At 71.4% G+C, this 18,506-nt stretch carries 20 protein-coding genes; 11 read left to right on the top strand and 9 right to left on the bottom strand.

Translation table 11 applies throughout. The features are described from left to right. Positions 1-5: 5 nt before the first annotated feature. Positions 6-473, bottom strand: a complete 468-nt coding sequence (locus STSP_RS05465) for a pyridoxamine 5'-phosphate oxidase family protein (protein ID WP_067272793.1) — start codon at positions 471-473, stop codon at positions 6-8. 275 nt (positions 474-748) lie between these two features. Here STSP_RS05465 and STSP_RS05460 point away from each other — a divergent pair, with 275 nt between their 5' ends. After that, positions 749-1,393, top strand: a complete 645-nt coding sequence (locus STSP_RS05460) for a cysteine hydrolase (protein WP_067272790.1) — start codon at positions 749-751, stop codon at positions 1,391-1,393. A gap of 10 nt (positions 1,394-1,403) precedes the next feature. On the opposite strand, the gene STSP_RS05455 is transcribed toward STSP_RS05460, so the two are convergent. Next, positions 1,404-1,883, bottom strand: coding sequence for a Rieske (2Fe-2S) protein (locus tag STSP_RS05455; RefSeq protein WP_067272788.1), 480 nt, complete (start codon positions 1,881-1,883; stop codon positions 1,404-1,406). Positions 1,884-2,063: 180 nt separating this feature from the next. On the opposite strand from STSP_RS05455, the gene STSP_RS05450 reads away from it, so the two are divergent. The 7 genes from STSP_RS05450 to STSP_RS05420 all read left to right on the top strand — a co-directional run bounded on the left by STSP_RS05450 (position 2,064) and on the right by STSP_RS05420 (position 8,471). Continuing rightward, complete coding sequence (locus STSP_RS05450) at positions 2,064-2,921, top strand: HipA family kinase (RefSeq protein ID WP_067272785.1); 858 nt, start codon at positions 2,064-2,066, stop codon at positions 2,919-2,921. Continuing rightward, positions 2,918-3,310, top strand: a complete 393-nt coding sequence (locus tag STSP_RS05445; RefSeq protein WP_067272782.1) for a DUF3037 domain-containing protein — start codon at positions 2,918-2,920, stop codon at positions 3,308-3,310. The genes STSP_RS05450 and STSP_RS05445 overlap by 4 nt, the downstream gene beginning before the upstream one ends. Positions 3,311-3,534: 224 nt before the next feature. Then, positions 3,535-4,296, top strand: coding sequence for a 3-oxoacyl-ACP reductase FabG (gene fabG, locus STSP_RS05440; RefSeq protein ID WP_067272780.1), 762 nt, complete (start codon positions 3,535-3,537; stop codon positions 4,294-4,296). A 19-nt stretch (positions 4,297-4,315) separates the two neighbouring features. Next, positions 4,316-5,071: an SDR family oxidoreductase gene (locus tag STSP_RS05435; protein WP_067272778.1), complete on the top strand. Its 756-nt coding sequence runs from the start codon at positions 4,316-4,318 to the stop codon at positions 5,069-5,071. 162 nt (positions 5,072-5,233) lie between these two features. Further along, positions 5,234-6,814 carry an ABC transporter substrate-binding protein gene (locus STSP_RS05430; protein ID WP_067272775.1) on the top strand — a complete coding sequence of 527 codons (1,581 nt, stop codon included), beginning with the start codon at positions 5,234-5,236 and terminating at the stop codon, positions 6,812-6,814. A 204-nt stretch (positions 6,815-7,018) separates the two neighbouring features. After that, positions 7,019-7,702 (top strand): uracil-DNA glycosylase, encoded by a 684-nt coding sequence (ung, locus tag STSP_RS05425; RefSeq protein WP_067272773.1) that lies wholly within the window; start codon positions 7,019-7,021, stop codon positions 7,700-7,702. Positions 7,703-7,892: 190 nt separating this feature from the next. Further along, a complete protein-coding gene (locus tag STSP_RS05420) occupies positions 7,893-8,471 on the top strand; it encodes a tetratricopeptide repeat protein (protein WP_067272852.1) in 579 nt (192 codons plus the stop codon). Positions 8,472-8,496: 25 nt separating this feature from the next. Here the strand turns inward: STSP_RS05420 and STSP_RS05415 are convergent, their stop codons facing one another. From STSP_RS05415 to STSP_RS05405, 3 genes are all read right to left on the bottom strand, one after another. Continuing rightward, positions 8,497-8,964, bottom strand: a complete 468-nt coding sequence (locus STSP_RS05415; protein ID WP_078066902.1) for a hypothetical protein — start codon at positions 8,962-8,964, stop codon at positions 8,497-8,499. A 181-nt stretch (positions 8,965-9,145) separates the two neighbouring features. Continuing rightward, entirely contained in the window at positions 9,146-9,664 is a 519-nt protein-coding gene (locus STSP_RS05410; RefSeq protein WP_067272768.1) for a DinB family protein, read from the bottom strand. A gap of 40 nt (positions 9,665-9,704) precedes the next feature. Beyond that, on the bottom strand, positions 9,705-10,310 hold the full coding sequence (locus tag STSP_RS05405) for a TetR/AcrR family transcriptional regulator (RefSeq protein ID WP_067272765.1): 606 nt from the start codon (positions 10,308-10,310) through the stop codon (positions 9,705-9,707). Positions 10,311-10,415: 105 nt separating this feature from the next. Here STSP_RS05405 and STSP_RS05400 point away from each other — a divergent pair, with 105 nt between their 5' ends. Together STSP_RS05400 and STSP_RS05395 are read left to right on the top strand one after the other, a co-directional pair. Beyond that, positions 10,416-11,630, top strand: a complete 1,215-nt coding sequence (locus tag STSP_RS05400; protein WP_067272762.1) for an FAD-dependent monooxygenase — start codon at positions 10,416-10,418, stop codon at positions 11,628-11,630. Positions 11,631-11,729: 99 nt separating this feature from the next. After that, complete coding sequence (locus STSP_RS05395) at positions 11,730-12,635, top strand: Gfo/Idh/MocA family protein (protein WP_067272760.1); 906 nt, start codon at positions 11,730-11,732, stop codon at positions 12,633-12,635. On the opposite strand, the gene lnt is transcribed toward STSP_RS05395, so the two are convergent. The 4 genes from lnt to STSP_RS05375 all read right to left on the bottom strand — a co-directional run bounded on the left by lnt (position 12,559) and on the right by STSP_RS05375 (position 17,233). After that, a complete protein-coding gene (gene lnt, locus STSP_RS05390) occupies positions 12,559-14,196 on the bottom strand; it encodes an apolipoprotein N-acyltransferase (RefSeq protein ID WP_078066901.1) in 1,638 nt (545 codons plus the stop codon). The two genes, STSP_RS05395 and lnt, sit on opposite strands and share 77 nt — an antisense overlap. A gap of 169 nt (positions 14,197-14,365) precedes the next feature. After that, a complete protein-coding gene (locus STSP_RS05385; protein WP_067272756.1) occupies positions 14,366-14,872 on the bottom strand; it encodes a nuclear transport factor 2 family protein in 507 nt (168 codons plus the stop codon). An 83-nt stretch (positions 14,873-14,955) separates the two neighbouring features. Further along, positions 14,956-15,831 carry an undecaprenyl-diphosphate phosphatase gene (locus STSP_RS05380; RefSeq protein WP_067272846.1) on the bottom strand — a complete coding sequence of 292 codons (876 nt, stop codon included), beginning with the start codon at positions 15,829-15,831 and terminating at the stop codon, positions 14,956-14,958. A 265-nt stretch (positions 15,832-16,096) separates the two neighbouring features. Next, positions 16,097-17,233 carry an MFS transporter gene (locus STSP_RS05375; protein ID WP_067272753.1) on the bottom strand — a complete coding sequence of 379 codons (1,137 nt, stop codon included), beginning with the start codon at positions 17,231-17,233 and terminating at the stop codon, positions 16,097-16,099. Positions 17,234-17,468: 235 nt separating this feature from the next. Here STSP_RS05375 and STSP_RS05370 point away from each other — a divergent pair, with 235 nt between their 5' ends. Continuing rightward, entirely contained in the window at positions 17,469-18,395 is a 927-nt protein-coding gene (locus tag STSP_RS05370; RefSeq protein ID WP_067272750.1) for a DMT family protein, read from the top strand. Positions 18,396-18,506 lie beyond the last annotated feature (111 nt).

Below are 18,506 nucleotides of genomic sequence, written 5' to 3'. Positions count from 1 at the left end.
CCCGGCTAGAGCGCGAGCTTGCGGAAGTCCCAGGACGCGATCGCCTTTGGTGTCAGCCGGAGCCACGCGTGTCTGCCGTCGTGGGGCATCTGGTCCATGCCGAAGTTCTTCCGGGCGAAGAGACGCTCCACGGCCTCGAGTTCGGGGACCTCCTCCTCGCCGGTGCGGGGTATCGCGCCGACGAACTCCACGCTGCCGGTCAGTTCGACGCCGCGCAGTTCGCCGTACTCCTCTCCGGCGTCGACCACGACGGCGACCCGCGGATCGTGCCGGAGGTCGGTCCAGCGCTTGCTGCGTGTGATCGAGTACAGCCACAGCGACATGCCGTCCCACGCGAACCAGAGCGTGCTCACGTGCGGGGCGCCGTCCGGCGAGACGGTGGCCACCCGGCAGGTCCGCTGTGTGGACAGGAACTCGTCGAGCTCGGCCGGTGTCATCATGATCCTGCGGCCCCGGCGCTGTGTGACGGCCATGCGACTCCCCATCTTCTACGGCGTCGACTCGCACCGAACCCTCGAGCCGACTCGACGACGACCTGACATCGAGTCAAAGAAGCATGTGCCGTCTTCCGTCCCGACGCAATGGTGGCTACTCTCGCCCGCCCGGACGCCCACCACGGGAAAGCCCCGGCCACGGGGAAGCCCCCGGCCACGGGAAAGCCCCCGGCCACGGGAAAGCCCCCGGCCACGGGAAAGCCCCCGGCCACAGGAAAGCCCCGCCATAGGAGATCGCCCACCACAGGAGGGCCATGCCGTCGTACGCAGAGCTCAGCGCACTCCTCGCACCCGCGCACACCGTGCTGCTCACGGTCGAGTGCCAGCAGGGTGTCGTGGGCACGGACAGCGCGCTGCCCGAACTCGCCAAGGAGGCACGTACGTCGGGGGCCCTCGCTGCCATCAGACGCCTTGTCGCCGCCGCCCACGAGAGCGGCGTACAGGTGATGCACGCCATCGCCGAGCGGCGTCCCGACGGACGGGGCGCCAACAGCAACGCCCGGCTCTTCCGTGCCGCGGAGCGGCTTCCCGTACAGCAGCTGTCGGGCACGCGCGCGGTGCGTGTCGCCGAGCCCATCCGGGTGGCCGAGGCGGACCTCGTCGTACGACGGCTGCACGGCCTGTCGCCCCTGGCAGGCACCGACGTGGACGCCCTGCTGCGCAACCTCGGCTGCCGCACCCTGGTCGTGACAGGCGTCTCGGCGAACGTCGCAATCCCCAACGCCGTCTTCGACGCGGTCAATCTCGGCTACACGGCCGTCGTGCCGGCGGACGCCATCGCGGGGGTGCCCTCCGACTACACCCCCGCGATGATCCGCAACACGCTCGCTCTGGTCGCCACGATCACGACGACAGAGGACATCATCGGCTGCTGGAAACGCCCCCGCCGCGCTCGCTGAGCGTGCCCGGCTACACCAGCCGGATCTCCTCGCCGGACACCTGGATCTCCATGGCGGCCAGCGGCTGCGTGGCGGGCGCCTGCTTCACACTGCCGTCGTCGATGGAGAACTTGCTGTTGTGGCAAGGGCAGTTGATGGTGCCGTCGGACACACTGGTCACCGGGCACTGCTGATGGGAGCAGATGTTCGTGAACGCCTTGAACTTGCCCTCGGTCGGCTGGGTCACCACGACCTTCTGGTCACTGAAGATCTTGCCGCCGCCCACCGGGATGTCCGAGGTCTTGGCGAGGACCGTGCCCGCGGCACCCCCGCCGGCCGCCGAGGAGGACCCCGACGACTCGGTGGCAGGCGTCGACTCGGCGGAATCCGTGCTACCGGACTCCTCCGAGCTGCCGCACGCGGCCAGCGCGGCGGTCAGTCCGGCTGCGCCCACCGCCGTGACGACGGTCCGGCGGGACGGCTTGGGGACAGACCCCTGCGAAACGGTCATTGCTGGGTTCCTTCCATGGTGGTTCTGGGCGGTCTGCGATCTCTTGCCGAATCTCATACGCGCCGGAGCGGCACGTGGTTCAACTGTTTCATCTGTCTCTTCGGGCGCAGAGCAACCGCGGCCGGACGTGGCGGCAAGAAGGTGATCGAAAGCCTATGTGCCCGGCAGTAGCCTGGGGCAATGCTCACAGAAGTGACAGCAAATCGATATATCACTCCGTTGCGGGAGGGTGGATCGCTCCCCGGTCTCGTCGAAGCCGACGGTGGCCGCGGCACCTTCGGCACGTACGTCATGAAGTTCACCGGCGCCGGACAGGGCCGGAAGACGCTCGTCGCGGAAGTGATCTGCGGAACGCTGGCCCGGCGACTCGGGCTGCGCGTGCCGCGGCTTGTGGGCATCCGGCTCGACCCCGTGCTCGGCCTGGGCGAGCCCGACTCCGAGGTGCAGGACCTGCTGAAGTCCAGCGGCGGCCTCAACCTCGGCATGGAGTATCTGCCGGGCGCCATCGGCTTCGACTCCCTGGCGTACCGGGTGGATCCGTTCGAGGCCGGGCGTGTCGTGTGGTTCGACGCGCTGGTGGGCAACGTGGACCGCTCGTGGCGCAACCCCAACCTCCTGGTGTGGCGCGGGGACCTCTGGCTCATCGACCATGGCGCGACCATGATCTGGCACCACAACTGGCCGGCGGCCGGGGCCGCGGCCGCCAGGCCGTACGACGCGTCCGACCACGCCCTCGCGCCCTTCGGGCCGGACATCGCGACCGCCGCCGCAGAGCTCGCCCCGCGCGTCACGGAAGAACTCCTCACCGAGGTGGTCGCCGACGTCCCCGACGAGTGGCTCACCGGCGAGGCCGGCTTCGGCAGCGCGGACGAGGTGCGCCGCGCCTATGTGTCGGCCCTGCTGCCGCGCGCCGCGTCGGTGCACGAGCGGATCACCCTCGGCGCACCCGCCGAGCATCCGCGCCCGCCGGCTCCGGGCTGGTTCACCTCCGGCGCATCCTCACCCAATGCGTCCGCACGGAAAGGCGAGGCGGCATGACGGATCCGACCGGCTGGGACGTGTTCGAGTACGCGGTGCTGCGCGTCGTGCCGCGCGTGGAACGGGGAGAGCAGTTCAACGCGGGCGTCGTGGTCTACTGCCGCGCCAAGTCCTTCGTGGCCGCCCGCACCCATCTTGACGAGAGGAAACTGGCGGCGCTGGACCCCGACGCGGACGTCACCGGCATACGGGCCGCGCTGCGCGCCGTCGAGGGCGTCTGCCGCGGAGGCGAGGCCGCGGGCCAGGCCGCCGGCGACGACGCCGGACGGCGTTTCCGCTGGCTGATCGCGCCGCGCTCCACCGTCGTACAGCCGGGCCCGGTGCACACCGGGCTGACGGCCGACCCCCAGACCGAGGTGGAGCGGCTGCTCGACCTGCTGGTGCGCTGATCGCCGCCGGCTGACTTCAGGGGCGGCGAGGTAATCCGTCACAGGGGGCGGGGGTGCCGTTGACACCGAGTGCCAGGGCTTCTAGCGTCACGTCTGCTGAAGGTACTAAGCGGTTGCTCACCCAAAGGGGCGTACCGCCATGAGCCGCCATCAGCACTGTCCGGGCTTTCGAGCCTCCGGGCTCGAAAGGCCTCAAGGCTTTCCAAGGGCGAGGAGAACCAAGCATGTCCACCACCGAGCAGCGTGTTGCCGTGGTCACGGGGGCCGCGCGCGGCATCGGCGCCGCGACCGCCGTACGACTGGCCGACGAGGGCCGTGCCGTCGCCGTGATCGATCTCGACGAGGCCGCGTGCAAGGACACCGTGGAGCAGATCACCGCCGCCGGCGGCAGGGCCATCGCGGTCGGCTGCGACGTCTCCGACGAGGCCCAGGTGGAAGCCGCCGTCGCGCGCATCGCCGAGGAGCTCGGCGCCCCGACGATCCTGGTCAACAACGCGGGCGTGCTCCGCGACAACCTGCTGTTCAAGATGAGCGTCTCCGACTGGGACACGGTCATGAACGTGCACCTGCGCGGCTCGTTCCTGATGGCCCGGGCCTGCCAGAAGCACATGGTCGACGCCGGCTTCGGCCGCATCGTCAACCTGTCCTCCTCCTCGGCCCTGGGCAACCGCGGCCAGGCCAACTACTCGGCCGCCAAGGCCGGCCTGCAGGGTCTCACCAAGACCCTCGCGATCGAGCTCGGCAAGTTCGGCATCACCGCCAACGCCGTCGCCCCCGGCTTCATCGCCACCGAGATGACCAAGGCCACCGCCGAGCGCGTCAAGATGGGCTTCGAGGAGTTCAAGGCCGCGGCCGCCACGCAGATCCCGGTGCAGCGGGTGGGCGAGCCGGAGGACATCGCCAACGCCGTCGCCTTCTTCACGGGCGAGGCGGCCGGCTTCGTCTCCGGCCAGGTCCTGTACGTGGCCGGCGGCCCGCTCAACTGACCACGGAGAGCCACCGATCATGACTGTGCACGACAGCGGCAAGGTCGCCCTCGTCACGGGAGCCAGCCGCGGCATCGGCTACGCCATCGCCGAGGCGCTTGTCGCCCGCGGCGACCGGGTGTGCATCACCGGCCGGGGCGAGGAGGCGCTGAAGGAGGCCGTCGACAAGCTCGGCGCCGACCGCGTCATCGGCGTCGCGGGCAAGGCCCACGACGTGGCGCACCAGGCCGACGCCGTGGCGCGCGCCATGGAGGCCTTCGGCCGGGTCGACTACCTGGTGAACAACGCCGGCACGAACCCGGTCTTCGGGCCCATGGCCGACCTCGACCTCGACGTGGCGCGCAAGGTATACGAGACCAACGTCCTCTCGGCGCTCGGCTTCGCCCAGCAGACCTGGAAGGCCTGGCAGAAGGACAACGGCGGCGCGATCGTCAACATCGCCTCCGTGGCCGGCATCTCGGCGTCCCCCTTCATCGGGGCGTACGGCATGAGCAAGGCCGCCATGGTGAACCTGACCCAGCAGCTGGCGCACGAGTTCGCGCCCCAGGTGAGGGTCAACGCGATCGCCCCGGCCGTGGTGAAGACCAAGTTCGCCACGGCCCTGTACGAGGGGCGCGAGGCGGAAGCGGCCGCCGCATACCCGCTCGGCCGGCTCGGCGTGCCCGAGGACATCGCCGGCGCGGCCGCATTCCTCGCCTCCGACCAGGCCGGCTGGATCACCGGACAGACGCTCGTGATCGACGGCGGGATCTTCCTGAACGCGGGCGTCGGGTGATGAGGGCCGCGTAACACAGCCGCATCACAAAGGCCGTATAACGGAGCGACGCCTCAGCAGTGACGTCGCACTCTCGTGCCCCGCTGGGACGCCTGAATGGCCCGGCGGGGCACTGCGGTATGGTCTGCCGACTCATGGCATGGCTGATCGAGGAGCGTGCGCGTGTTCTACCGGATCAAATCTCTGCGGTATGTGGCGGCTCTGGCCTCCATATCCCTGCTCGCCGGGTGTGGTCTGGTGTCCTCCGGAGACGACGAGGACCAGCAGAAGATCGTTGTGGGAACGACCAGTGCCCCCAGCACGCTGGATCCGGCAGCCTCCTGGGACGGCTCATGGGAACTCTTCCGGAACATCTACCAAACGCTGCTGAGCTACCCCTCCGGGGCGTCGGAGCCCGAGCCTGACGCCGCCGAGAACTGCGAGTTCACCGATACCTCGAACCGCACCTACCGCTGCACGCTCCGCGCCGGCATGAAGTTCTCCAACGGGGACACCCTCGACGCCGAGGCCGTCAAGCACTCCATAGACCGGATCCTGAACATCGATCTGGCGGGCGGCCCGGCCGGTCTGCTCGGCAGCCTGGACAAGGTGGAGACGAAGGGCGACCTGGACGTCATCTTCCACCTCAACAAGCCCGACACCACCTTCCCGTTCGTCCTGGCCACCCCGGCCATGTCGATCGTCGACCCCGCCGAGTACCCGGCGAACGCGCTCCGCAAGGACGGCCAGGTCACGGGCTCAGGTCCGTACACCCTCGAGGCGTACGAGGACGGCAAGGAGGCCGACCTGGCCGGCAACCCCACCTACAAGGGGCTGGCCGACCGGAAGAACAGCGCCGTCACCATCCGCTACTTCCAGGACTCGGGCAAGATGTTCGACGCCCTCAAGGAGAAGCAGATCGATGTGATCCTCCGTGGGCTCGCCGCCGAGGACGTCGTCGAACTGCAGAGCCATGCTTCGCAGGAGGACCTCCAGCTCACCGAGGGCGCCGGCATGGAGATCAGCTACCTGGTCTTCAACCCCAAGGACCCCTGGGCGCGGAAGCCGGCCGTCCGCAAGGCGATCGCCCAGCTCATCGACCGTGGCGCCATCGCGGACAAGATCTACAAGAACACGGTCGAACCGCTGTACTCGATGGTGCCCCGCGGGCTCGCCGGGCACACGACCGGCTTCTTCGACCGCTTCGGCGAGCCGAGCGTCGAGAAGGCCAAGGGCATCCTGACCGCGGCAGGGATCACCGAGAAGGTTCCGCTGACCCTCTGGTACACCACCGACCGCTACGGCTCCGCCACCGCCCCTGAGTTCCAGGAGATCAAGCGGCAGCTGAACGCCTCCGGCCTGTTCGACGTCACGGTCAAGGGCCGCCCCTGGAAGACGTACGTGGAGGGGTACAGCAAGGGCGAGTACCCGGTGTTCGGCCGCGGCTGGTTCCCGGACTTCCCCGACGCGGAGAACTTCATCGCGCCCTTCGTGGGCCAGGAGAACGCGCTCGGCACGCCCTACGCGGCTCCTGAGATCACCGATGAGCTGCTGCCCGAGTCCCGCAGGGAGAGCGACCGGGGTGCGGTCGTCAAGCAGTTCGAGCGGGCACAGGAGATCCTCGTCGACGACGCGCGGCTGCTTCCGCTGTGGCAGGGCAAGCAGTACGTGGCGGCCAGCGACGAGATCGCCGGTGCCGAGCGCGCCCTGGATCCGTCGACGATCATGATGATGTGGGAGCTGCAGCGCAAGACGAGCTGGTAGCCGGGGGCAGGGGCTGCGGGGCCGGCCCTTCCGCTGTTGACCGGGAACTCGTGATCATGAGGTGATGGTCACGAGCTCCCGTGTATGCCCGTGATCATGAGGGGAGCCATCCTCGATTGTCAGTGGTCGCAGGTAGGTTCTGCGGTGTGGAAGCGGCCGTATGCGATGCGGCCGTGAACTGACCGCACTACGGAGGATGTTGACGTGACCGACACCGCCATGCTGCCCGAGTCCTGGCGCGGCGTTCTCGGCGAGGAGCTCCAGAAGCCCTACTTCAAGGAGCTCGCCGACTTCGTCGAGGAGGAGCGTGCGAAGGGTCCCGTCTACCCGCCACGTGAAGAGGTCTTCGCCGCGCTGGACGCGACGCCGTACGACCAGGTCAAGGTGCTGATTCTCGGCCAGGACCCGTATCACGGCGAGGGGCAGGGCCACGGCCTGTGCTTCTCCGTCCGGCCCGGCGTGCGGACGCCTCCGTCGCTGCGCAACATCTACAAGGAGATGCAGGAGGAGCTCGGCCACCCCGTACCGGACAACGGGTACCTCATGCCGTGGGCGAAGCAGGGCGTGCTGCTGCTCAACGCCGTGCTGACGGTCCGCGCCGGGGAGGCCAACTCGCACAAGGGCAAGGGCTGGGAGAAGTTCACGGACGCGGTGATCCGCGCCGTGGCCGAGCGGCCCGACCCGGCCGTCTTCGTGCTGTGGGGCAACTACGCACAGAAGAAGCTCCCGCTGATCGACGAGACGCGGCATGTGGTGGTGAAGGGAGCGCACCCCTCACCGCTCTCCGCCCGGAAGTTCTTCGGCTCGCGTCCCTTCACGCAGATCAACGAGGCGGTGGCAGCGCAGGGGCACGCCCCGATCGACTGGCGGATCCCGGATCTCGGCTGACGCCGTGGGCCGGGCAGGGCACGCGTCCACGGTGGGCCGGGCCGTCGCCGGACCCGCCCACAGTGCGCCAAGGCGCCGCGCCGGACCCGCCCACAGTGCGCCAAGGCGCCGCGCCTGACCGGGATTCCCGGCCGCGGCCGATACCGTCGCGATGCGTGAGAACGATCGTCGTACGGGCGTGGAGGACGCGGTGGCGGAGCAGCAGGAGCAGGCGGCGGACGACGCCATGATGACCCGCATCGGCCAAGTGATCATGCTGCATCGGGGCGGCGACCGCGCGGAGGCGCGGGACCGCTTCCTGGGCCTCTGGTCGGAGATCGGCGAGGACGGCGACCCCCTCCACCGCTGCACGCTCGCCCACTACATGGCGGACACCCAGGACGACCCGGCGGACGAACTGGCCTGGGACCTGCGCGCACTGTCGGCGGCCGAGGAGCTGACGGACGGGCGGCTGGCCCGGCACCACCAGTCCCTCGCGGTGCGCGCCCTGTATCCGTCGCTGCATCTCAACCTGGCGGCCGACTACATCAAGCTGGGACGGTCGGAGGCAGCGCGCACCCATCTGAGCCGGGCGCGAGGTGCGGTGGGTGCGCTGGGGGACGACAGCTACGGGGACGGCATCCGGGCTGCCATCGGGAGGCTGGAGTTCAGGCTGGGCGAAGGCGAAGGGGAAGGAGAAGGGGGAGGGGGAGTCGGCGGGGGAGAGGCCGAGGGCGGCTCGGGGCCTTCGCGGGAAGGGCCGCTGGGGCCGCCGCGCCAGGAGCCGTAGGCACGCACGCGGAGCACGGAGCGGCTCAACGGCCGTACATGTCCCGGCAGGCGGCCTCCTGTGGGCTGTTCGGCTGCCAGCGGCCGTACTCCCTGCCGAGGTCGCAGAAGTCCATGCCCGAGTGGTGGTCCGGCAGGGGCTGTGCGGGCCGGGGCTGGAAACGAGGGACCTTGGGGCGGGTTGACGGCTCCGGGTGGTGGTGGGAGCGGCGGGGCGCCGGTCGCGGTGACGCGGGGCCGGAGGTGTGCGGGCCGGAGGGCGGCGAGGCGCGGCGGGACGACTCGATGAGCTCCAGCGCTTCACGGGCCGGCGCCTGCACGATTTGGGGCTCGGCCTTTTCGCCGCTCTTCGGTGCCGGTGAGGCGAGGGGCGAAGGGGCCGTCGAGGGCTGCAGGCGGGGGGCGGAGGAGCGTTCCACGGTCACGCAGCCGGAGAGCGCCGGGACCGCTGTGGCCGCCATCATCATCAGCAGCGCTGTCGTCGTTCGATGCACCTGCGCAACTCTGCTGCGTCCCACGTCTCTTGGGGAGCGGACAAGCGGAGGTTGCTCCGCACGGGTGACTCCGCGTTACCCGGACCACTCTCCCGGCGGGCCGTGCCCCCGCGCCCGCGCTCGCTGCCGCGCGCCGCCGCTCGCCGTCGCGTGCCGTCGGCACGGCCTCAGCCCGTGGGCGTCAGTCGCCCGTCGTCCCGTCGATGCATTCGCGCAGCAGGTCCGCGTGGCCGTTGTGGCGGGCGTACTCCTCGATCATGTGCACGTAGATCCACCGGAGGTTGAACGGTTCACCGCTGCGGTGCTTACCGGTGGCGAGATCGTCCAGTTCGTACTGCGCCGCCAGGGCGCGTGCCGCCTCGATCTCGGCCTGCCAGACCGGGAACGCCGCCTCGCGGGTGTCGGATTCGGTGAGATGGAAGTCGCCGTCCCGGTCGGCGTCGGTGTAGTAGATCGGCGGGGCGTCCTCGTTGGCCAGCACCCTGCGGAACCACGCTCGTTCGACCTCGGCCATGTGCCGGACGAGCCCGAGCAGCGTCAGGTCCGACGGAGGAACGGAGGCGCGGCGGAGCTGCTCGTCGTCGAGGCCCTCGCACTTCATGGCAAGGGTCGTGCGGTGGAACTCCAGCCATGCCTCCAGCATGGCGCGTTCGCCGGCGGTCGTGGGCGTCTCGGTGCGGTGCGTGGACTGTGTCGTCATGGGCGCCATCCTGGTGGAACAGCCGCTGGGTTACCAGCAGTTATTCGCCAAGCCTCCCCTTCAGCATCCCGTTGAGCAGTTCCCGGAAGCCTGCCCGCAGCTCCTCCAGGGTCGGCACCGACGCATGGAACGACCCCGCCACGCACGAGAACAGCAGGCCGTCGCACCAGGCCACCAGCGAGAGGGTGTGGCGCTCGGGATCCGGGGAACCCGCAGCGCGCAGCAGCGCGGTGAGCGGTTCCCGGAACTGCCGGCCCGTCGCGTCGTAGAAGGCGCGCAACTCGGGTCTGCGGGTGGCCTCCAGCGCCAGCTCGTACCGGGAGACCAGCAGATCGCGGTGATCTGTCAGATAGCGGTGCAGCGCCAGCGCCAGTCCGTCGGTCATCGACCGCAGGCCCGCCGCGGGATCCGGCAGTTCGTCCGGCGTGAGGACCTGCGCCTCCCGCTCCGCCTGACGCCGTACGGCCACTTCGAGGAGCGCCTGACGGGTGCGGGCGAGATTGGACGTCGAGCCCTGAGGGAGCCCCGCCGCCTCGTCCACCGCCCGGTGCGTGAGGCCGCGCAGACCGCGTTCGGCGAGCAGCGCGAGGGCGGTGTCGGCGATCAGTTCGGCGCGAGGGGTGCCGTGGGCGGTGCTTACGGGCATGGCGACAACCTATCGCGCTCACTACAGATGTAGTACTTTCGAGGCGAGGCGCATCACTACAGGTGTAGTAAGCGGCGACCGGAGCACCCTGGACCTGGAGGAGACATGACCACGTCCCACGCCGTCGTCATCGGCAGCGGTATCGGCGGGCTCACCGCCGCGGTCGCCCTGTATCAGCGCGGCTGGCAGGTGACCGTGCTCGAGCGTGCCGTCTCGCTGGAGCCGGTCGGGGCGGGGATCGCCCTCGCCCCCAACGCGCAGCGCGCCCTGGACGTCATCGGCCTCGGCGACGAGATCCGCTCGCTCGCCGCCTGGCAGGGCGACGGGGGCATGCGCACGCCCGACGGCCGCTGGGTCTCGCGCATGAGCGCCGAGGCCGCGCGGGAACGGTTCGGCGGGCCGATCGTCATGCTCCACCGCGCGACCCTCGTCGACCGCATCGCCTCCCGGCTGCCCGAAGGCGTCATCCGCACAGGAGCCCCGGCCGCCGTCGCCGAGCCCGGCGTCGCGGGCGGCCGCCGCGCCGTCGTCAGCACGCCGGACGGGGACCTGGAGGCCGACCTCGTCGTCGGCGCCGACGGCATCAATTCGGCCGTACGCGGCGTCCTGTTCCCGTCCCACCCGGGACCGTCGTACACCGGACTCACCGCGTGGCGGGTGCTCATCGCTGCCGAGGACGCACCGGAGCAGCCCTTCGAGCCGCACGAGACCTGGGGCCGCGGCGCGCTCTGGGGCACACAGCCGCTCAAGGACGGCCGGATCTACGCCTACGCCGCCGCCGCGGCGCCCGTCGGCGACCACGCGCCGGACGGCGAACAGGCCGAACTGCTGCGCCGGTTCGGCGACTGGCACGACCCGATCCCGGCGATCATCGCCGCGGCCGCGGGCGGACCGGTGCTGCGCAACGACATCCACCACATGGCCACACCGCTGCCCGCCTTCCACCGGGGCAGGACCGCCCTCGTCGGCGACGCGGCGCACGCCATGGCGCCCACCCTCGGCCAGGGCGGCAACCAGGCCATCGAGGACGCCATCGTGCTCGCCCACCACGCACCACCCGGCGGCGACCTGGGCGCCGGCCTCGCCACCTACAGTGCCGAGCGCCTGCCGCGTACCTCCGCGATCGTTCGCAAGGCCGCACAGGTCGCCCGGCTGCAGGCCGTCGACAGCCGTCCCGGGGTGGCGATACGCACCGCGCTCATGTCCGCCGTCTCCCGGCTCGGGCCCGGGGTCGTCCTGCGCACCTTCGACGGCATCGCCGACTGGCGGCCGCCGCAACAGCCGTATGCTTCGGGAACACGCGACCGGGCCCGCACCTGACCGCGTCCTGCACCTGTCCGCACCCGGACGGGTCCCCGCACCTGAACGGGCCCGCACCGGGGCGTCCGGGCGTCCCCCCACCAGGCGAGGAGAACATCAGTGAAGGTCGGCTGCATCGGACTCGGTGACATCGCGCAGAAGGCGTATCTGCCCGTGCTCACCACGCAGCCGGGCGTCGAACTGCATCTGCAGACGCGTACGCCGGCGACGCTCGAGCGGACCGCCGCCATCCACCACATTCCCGCCGAGCGCTGCCACGCCGACCTGGACGCACTGCTCGCCCAGGACCTCGACGCGGCCTTCGTGCACGCGCCGACCGAGGTGCACCCCGAGATCGCCGCGCGCCTCCTCGAGGCGGGCGTCGCGACCTACGTCGACAAGCCGCTCGCGTACGAGTTCGCGGACTCCGAGCGGCTCGTCGGTCTCGCGGAGGAGCGGAACACCAGCCTCGCCGTGGGCTTCAACCGGCGCTTCGCGCCCGGCTACGCCCAGTGCACCGAGCACCCGCGCGACCTGATCGTGATGCAGAAGAACCGCATCGGCCTGCCCTCACGCCCCCGCTCGCTCGTGCTCGACGACTTCATCCACGTCGTCGACACCCTGCGCTTCCTGGCGCCCGGCCCGATCGACCACTTCGGTGTGCGGGCACGCCTCGAGAAGGGGCTGCTGCACCACGTCGTCCTGCAACTGGGCGGGGACGGATTCACCGCGATCGGCATCATGAACCGGCTCAGCGGCTCCACGGAGGAGATCCTCGAGGTGTCCGGGCAGGACACCAAGCGGCAGGTGCTCAACCTCGCCGAGGTCGTCGACCACAAGGGGCAGCCGACCGTCCGGCGGCGCGGGGACTGGGTCCCGGTGGCCCGTCAGCGCGGCATCGAGCAGGCCGTGCTCGCGTTCCTCGACGCCGTACGCGCGGGCAAGGTGCTCAGCGCGCGGGATGCGCTGGCGACCCATGAGCTGTGCGAGCGGGTCGTACGGGCCGTCGAGGAGCAGGGCGCCTGAGGGCCAGTACGACCTCGGCGGCGCACAGCGCGATCAGTACGGCGAGGGCGGTGTGCACAGGCCAGTCGCCGAACCGGACATACGGGGTCGTGCCCTGGGCCAGCGGCACCTCGTAGACCGCGGCGGTGCTCGCGTTCGTGCCGAGCGGGGCGCCGATCCGCTCGCCGCTCGGGCCGTACACGGCGGAAACCCCGGTGAGCGTGGCGTGCACCATCGGGCGGCCCGTCTCGGCGGCGCGGATCGCCGCCAGTGACGCGTGCTGCTGCGGGGCCCAGCTGTCCTGGAAGGTGGAGGTCGCCGACTGGGCGAGCAGCACCTGCGCGCCGTCCCGGGTGAGGGCGCGGCTCATGTCGGGGAAGGCCGACTCGAAGCAGACCAGCGGCCCGACCGAGGGGCCGCCGCTCACCGGCATCACCACCTGGCGGGTGCCGCGCATACGGTCCTCGCCCGCGGCCTTGCCCACGGACGTGACCCAGCCCAGGAGGGAGCGGGCCGGTATGTATTCGCCGAAGGGCACCAGCCGCATCTTGTCGTAGCGGGCGCCGGTCGGGCCGTCCGGTCCGACGAGGACCGAGCTCTTGTAGATGCCGGGCCGGTCGGCGCGGCGGGCGTCCACGTTCACCAGGACGTCGGCGCCGACCTCCCGGGACAGGACCGCAAGGCGGTCCGCCAGGTCGGGGCGCGCGGACAGGTCGTAGCCCACACTGCTCTCGCCCCACACGACGAGGTCCAGGTCCTGGCCGGCCAGGGTCCGGGTGAGGGCCTCCTCGCGGGCGAAGCGCTTCTCCGGGCCACCGACGCCGTTGATCACCCCCGGCTGCACGACGGCGATACGGGTGCTTCCGTCCGGCTCGGGCCGCGGCGCCCAGACCCAGGCCGCGGTGCCGGCGATCGCGACGGCGACCAGCCCGGCCACGGCCGGAACCCGCGCCGCACGGACCGAGAGGAGCGCCGCGACCGCGGTGTTGACGGCGACGACGGCCAGACTGGTCAGCCACACCCCGCCCAGCGAGGCGAGCCGCAGCGCCGGTGCAACCTGCCACTGGCTGGAGCCGAGCAGACCCCATGGGCCGCCCAGTCCCTGCCAGGACCTGACCAGCTCGATCATCAGCCAGCCCGACGGCACGACGACCAGCGCGGCCAGAATCCGGCCCCGCGTGGGCCGCCCGCCCAGCACATGCCGCACCAGCCAGCCCCACGGCGCCCACAGCAGTGCGAGGAGCGCCGCGAGCACGAACGTGAACACGTGAAGGCTGGGCAGCAGCCAATGGTGCACGGCCAGCATGAAGCCGAGGCCGCCGAGCCACCCGTCGAGCACCGCCCGGCGCTCCGTACCGGCCGAACGTGCCAGCAGGATCCACGGCACGAGCGCGACGTAGGCGAACCACCACAACGACGGGGACGGGAAGGCGAGCGCCGGCAGCGCACCGGCCACGACGACCGCCGCGCCGCGCCACCACGGCGAGTCGAGGCGCGCGCGCCACCCGCCCCCGCCGACGAGCCGAGCGTCGAGTCGCCGCACGCGTCGCACATCGAGGCGGTGTGCGCCGACCACGTCCATGCCGCGCCTCCCATCCCCTGCAGCCCGGCGCCGCCTCCGAGATCCCCGCAGCCCGGTTCCTGCGTCCAGTGTGCGCGTCCGCGACGATCTCGGACAGGGGGCATGAGGGCACCCCAACGGGCCGTACGAGGAAACATGCCCGGCTGGGCCGGCTGCCGCCCGGCAGGGCTCAGGTGACGGCGGGTGCCTGCTGTGTCTGCGGGCTGCGGCGCCACTTCTCCTGTACGACGACCTGGCGCAGTCGCCAGCCGCTGTCGGTACGCAGGAGCGAGAACGCGTAACGGCCGCCGCAGACGAAGTCCGGAGCCGGGGACGCCGTGGCGGACGCCCCGTCGCCCCCATCGCCTCCCGCGAACCGCATCGGATTGACGTAGTCGGCCTGAACACGCGCGGCGTCGCCGGTGTCGTGGTCCAGGACCGCGAACCGCAGGCGGCGGTTGACGATCAGATGCTGCCGCATCGGGAAGAGCTCCATCGCGCCGGCCAGCCACCCGGCGACCTGCGCGGCGTCCCCCTCGATACCGCCGGCCGAACGGTAGTCCGCCCGGCCGTCAGGGGTGAACAGCCCTCGGTACGCCGCCCAGTCACCGTCGTCGACGGCCACCGCGTAGTCGGTGATCAGTGCATCGATGGCGAGCCGGTCCATCACGGTCGCGAGTTCCATGCGCTGCGTCATTCGGCCCAGTCTTGGGCACACGGCGTGCCGCGCCAAGAGGCGTGCACGCTGCACCGCGTGCTGGGGCCTCGCGCCTGTCTGCCTCAGCCGGCGGACTCGCCCGCGTGCGGGCTGAGGACCCCGGTCGCCACCAGGGCGAACAGAACGATGCCCAGCAGGACGCGGTAGTACACGAAGGGCATGAAGCTCTTGGTCGAGATGAACTTCATGAACCACGCGATGACCGCGTATCCGACCGCGAAGGCGATGAGCGTGGCGAAGATCGTCGGGCCCCAGGAGACATGGCCGCCCTCGCCCGCGTCCTTGAGTTCGAAGAGTCCGGAGGCCAGCACCGCGGGGATGGCCAGGAGGAAGGAGTAGCGCGCCGCGGCCTCGCGCTTGTAGCCCATGAGGAGGCCGCCGCTGATCGTGGCGCCCGACCGGGAGACGCCGGGCACCAGTGCCATCGCCTGGCACACGCCGTAGATCAGGCCGTCCCGTACGCCCAGTTCCCGGAGCGTCTTGCGCTCCTTCACCGCGCGGTGCTTGCCGCCGTTCTCGTCGCGCGCCGCGAGACGGTCCGCTATGCCGAGGACGACGCCCATCACGATGAGCGTGGTGGCGATCAGCCGGAGATCGCGGAACGGACCCTCGATCTGGTCCTTGAACGTCACACCCAGCACACCGATCGGCAGCGAACCGACGATCACCAGCCAGCCCATCTGCGCGTCGTGGTCGCTGCGCATGGTCTTGTCGGCGAGTGACCGGAACCACGCCGAGACGATCCGCGCGATGTCCTTGCGGAAGTAGATCAGCACGGCCGTCTCCGTGCCGATCTGGGTGATGGCCGTGAACGCGGCACCCGGGTCGTGCCACCCCGCGAAGGCCGCGGTCAGCCGCAGATGGGCGCTGGACGAGATGGGGAGGAACTCGGTCAGCCCCTGGACGAGTCCGAGGATGAAGGATTCAAACCAAGACATGAAGTGCGGATCCAAGTGCTGATCAAGGGCTGACCGCGGACGTGCAGGTCAGGGGCGGGCGTGAGGCAGGCGTGACGGTGCCAGCGCTTGCCGTGGGGCAGCGTAGCGTCCCCGGGTGAGGGAGGTGTGAGCGGGTGGCGAGGGCCGTGGCGCTCCGCTGGTTGGGCCGCGATGTGCTGTCCGGTTCGCTGCGGCGGCGTCGTGGCTGGTCGCGCCCACGCGGCGGAGCCGCATATTGATACAGCCCCGCGCCCCTTTGGGGCGCCTACGCCGCCGTGGAGCGGCGCGCCGCGAGCGCCAGCAGTGGGCCGGTTGCCAGTAGGAGCGCGAGGGTCGCGTAGCCGTAGGTGAGGGTGGACAGTGTGGCGACGCCGGCGACCAGGAGGGGGCCGCCTGCGTCGCCGAGTTCCCGGCCGAGTTCGGCGGAGCCCATCGTCTGGCCGAGCCGTTCGGTGGGCGTGGCGGTGGCCAGGGCCGCGAAGCCCACGGGTGTGATCAGCCCGGTGCCGGCCCCGATCAGCACGGCGCCGCTCAACACGCCGGCCAGCCCGGGCAGCATCGCGCAGCCCAGTCCTGCCGCCGTGATCAGCAGACCTGCCGTGAGGCCGCCGCGCACGGTGAGTCGTCCGTCGTCCAGCGCGCGGCCCGCCTTCGGCTGGACGAACGCGGCGCAGGCCGCCAGCACCGACACGGCCGCTCCGGTGGCGACGGTGCCGAGTCCCGCCGCGGCGCCGGACACCGGCAGGAACCCCACGCCCACCGACAGCGCGGCCGTCGCCCCGGCCAGTGCGGCCGTCGGCCCGAGGAAGACCGGATCGGCGAGCCGCCGACCCAGGTCGAGCAGTGTCTGCCGGGCCTTGGGGAGCGGCGGTACGTGTGGCACGGACAGCGCCGCCCACAGGGCGACGGCCGCGCCCAGCACGGCCAGTACCGCGAACAGCAGGCGCAGACCGCCGGCCCACACCAGCACGCCGCCGAGCAGCGGACCGAGCGTGTAGCCGATCGACTTGTAGAAGCCGTAACTCCCGAACGCCCGCCCCTGCCTGACCGCCGGGTTCAACCGCGCCACCAGCGCCGATGCCGACGGCGAGAACGCGGAGGCGGCCGCGCCCTGACCGAGACGGGCCGCCCACAGCCAGCCGGGGGAGTCCGCCACCACATACGCGGCGGACGCGGCGGCGAACGCCACGAGCCCGCCCAGCAGCACCGGCCGTGCACCGATCCGGTCGGCGAGCGTCCCGAACAGCGGCTTGAGCAGCACTTCCGCGCCGTCGTAGAGGGCGAGCAGCCCGCCCAGTACGAGGAGCGAGGTCACGGCGTCGTCGGAGAAGCCGCCCAGGTTCGCGGCGATGCCGTGTGCGCCGAACGCGGTGGTGAAGCCGGCGGCGTACAGCGGCCACATCTGCCGTCCCGGCGCGGACCGCCCGGGTGAAGCCGTGCTCGTCGCCCGTTCTCCGGGTGCCTCGTCCGTGCTCACGCCTGGCAACGTATCGGTTGCCGGCCATCAGCAGGCACCGGCCCGAACGGCTGACCGGTCTCCCTAACCGCTGCCCGGTCTCTGGTCCGGAGCGCGCGGGACCGAGTGACACACCGTGAGTCGCAGGGCCACAGGTGCGCGCGGCGATTACGGTGCGTACATGGCATTCGGCGTGCTGCTGGCGCTCTGCGCTGCGGTTCTCATGGGCGTGGCGACGGTGCTGCAGGCCCTGGGGGCGCGCATGGAGACCGTCGGCGGGCCGGTGCGGGCGATGCTCCGGTGGCCGTTCCTGGTCGGTGTCGGCGTGGACGCCATGGGATTCCTGGCCGAGGTCGTGGCGCTGCGCTCGGTGCCGTTGTTCCTGGTGGAGGCGGCACTCGCGTCGTCGCTGGCGGTCACCGCGGCCGTGGCGGCCGCCGTGCTGCACGTACGGCTGCGGCCGGCGGAGTGGGGCGCCGTGTTCGCGGTGTGCTGCGGGCTCGCGGTGCTGGCTGTCGCCGCCGGGCACGAGGGCGCGAGCGACGGCGACGCCCGGCTGCGCTGGGTGACGCTGGGTACGTCCGTGGGTCTGGTGCTGCTCGGCTGGGTGGTGAACCGCTGCCTCCGTCGCGCCCGTGCCGCCGTGCTCGGCGGCGTCGCCGGGCTCAGCTTCGGGCTGACCGGGATCGGGGTGCGGCTTCTGCCCGACGACATCACGGTGACGGGGGTGCTCACCGCGCCGACGGCCTATGCCGTGGCCGTCTCCGGGCTCGGCGGGTATCTGCTGCTGATCGAGGCGCTGCGCTCCGGATCGGTCGCCGCGGCGACGGGAGCGATGGTGATCGGCCAGACCGTGTGGCCCGGGGTGTTCGGCGTGGTGTGGCTCGGGGACACGACGCGGCCGGGCTTCGCCCCCCTGGGTGTCGCGGGCTTCATGGTCTCCATCGCGGGCGCCCTGGCGCTGGCCCGGTTCGGCGAGGCGGAGCAGGTGGCGCCTACGGGGGCGGGGGCGGCTGGGGGGCCGGAAGGGCCGGGCAGGCCGGAAGGTTCCGGAGAGCCGGGGAAGCAGGGGCAGGTGCGGCCGCGGGGAGACACCGAGGACGAGTAGGGGGAGCAGGGGCTGCAGCCTGCGCCGGACGCGGACGCGGCCGTCGCCTCGCTGGCGGCGGACGCAGGGCGGCCTGCGCAGGCTGCGGACGCCGGGCCGCTCGCAACGGGC

Origin of the sequence: Streptomyces jeddahensis (assembly GCF_001642995.1) — a bacterium.
In the GTDB taxonomy this organism is placed as follows: Bacteria; Actinomycetota; Actinomycetes; order Streptomycetales; family Streptomycetaceae; genus Streptomyces; species Streptomyces jeddahensis.
This window is presented reverse-complemented; position numbering and strand designations above follow the sequence as displayed.

What these genes read in the sequence shown, in the direction of transcription:
- STSP_RS05465 (WP_067272793.1), bottom strand. Translation starts at nt 473, where the DNA reads ATGGCCGTCACACAGCGCCGGGGCCGCAGGATCATGATGACACCGGCC.
- STSP_RS05460 (WP_067272790.1), top strand. Translation starts at nt 749, where the DNA reads ATGCCGTCGTACGCAGAGCTCAGCGCACTCCTCGCACCCGCGCACACC.
- STSP_RS05455 (WP_067272788.1), bottom strand. Translation starts at nt 1,883, where the DNA reads ATGACCGTTTCGCAGGGGTCTGTCCCCAAGCCGTCCCGCCGGACCGTC.
- STSP_RS05450 (WP_067272785.1), top strand. Translation starts at nt 2,064, where the DNA reads ATGCTCACAGAAGTGACAGCAAATCGATATATCACTCCGTTGCGGGAG.
- STSP_RS05445 (WP_067272782.1), top strand. Translation starts at nt 2,918, where the DNA reads ATGACGGATCCGACCGGCTGGGACGTGTTCGAGTACGCGGTGCTGCGC.
- fabG (WP_067272780.1), top strand. Translation starts at nt 3,535, where the DNA reads ATGTCCACCACCGAGCAGCGTGTTGCCGTGGTCACGGGGGCCGCGCGC.
- STSP_RS05435 (WP_067272778.1), top strand. Translation starts at nt 4,316, where the DNA reads ATGACTGTGCACGACAGCGGCAAGGTCGCCCTCGTCACGGGAGCCAGC.
- STSP_RS05410 (WP_067272768.1), bottom strand. Translation starts at nt 9,664, where the DNA reads ATGACGACACAGTCCACGCACCGCACCGAGACGCCCACGACCGCCGGC.
- STSP_RS05405 (WP_067272765.1), bottom strand. Translation starts at nt 10,310, where the DNA reads ATGCCCGTAAGCACCGCCCACGGCACCCCTCGCGCCGAACTGATCGCC.
- STSP_RS05400 (WP_067272762.1), top strand. Translation starts at nt 10,416, where the DNA reads ATGACCACGTCCCACGCCGTCGTCATCGGCAGCGGTATCGGCGGGCTC.
- lnt (WP_078066901.1), bottom strand. Translation starts at nt 14,196, where the DNA reads ATGGACGTGGTCGGCGCACACCGCCTCGATGTGCGACGCGTGCGGCGA.
- STSP_RS05385 (WP_067272756.1), bottom strand. Translation starts at nt 14,872, where the DNA reads ATGACGCAGCGCATGGAACTCGCGACCGTGATGGACCGGCTCGCCATC.
- STSP_RS05380 (WP_067272846.1), bottom strand. Translation starts at nt 15,831, where the DNA reads ATGTCTTGGTTTGAATCCTTCATCCTCGGACTCGTCCAGGGGCTGACC.
- STSP_RS05375 (WP_067272753.1), bottom strand. Translation starts at nt 17,233, where the DNA reads ATGTGGCCGCTGTACGCCGCCGGCTTCACCACCGCGTTCGGCGCACAC.
- STSP_RS05370 (WP_067272750.1), top strand. Translation starts at nt 17,469, where the DNA reads ATGGCATTCGGCGTGCTGCTGGCGCTCTGCGCTGCGGTTCTCATGGGC.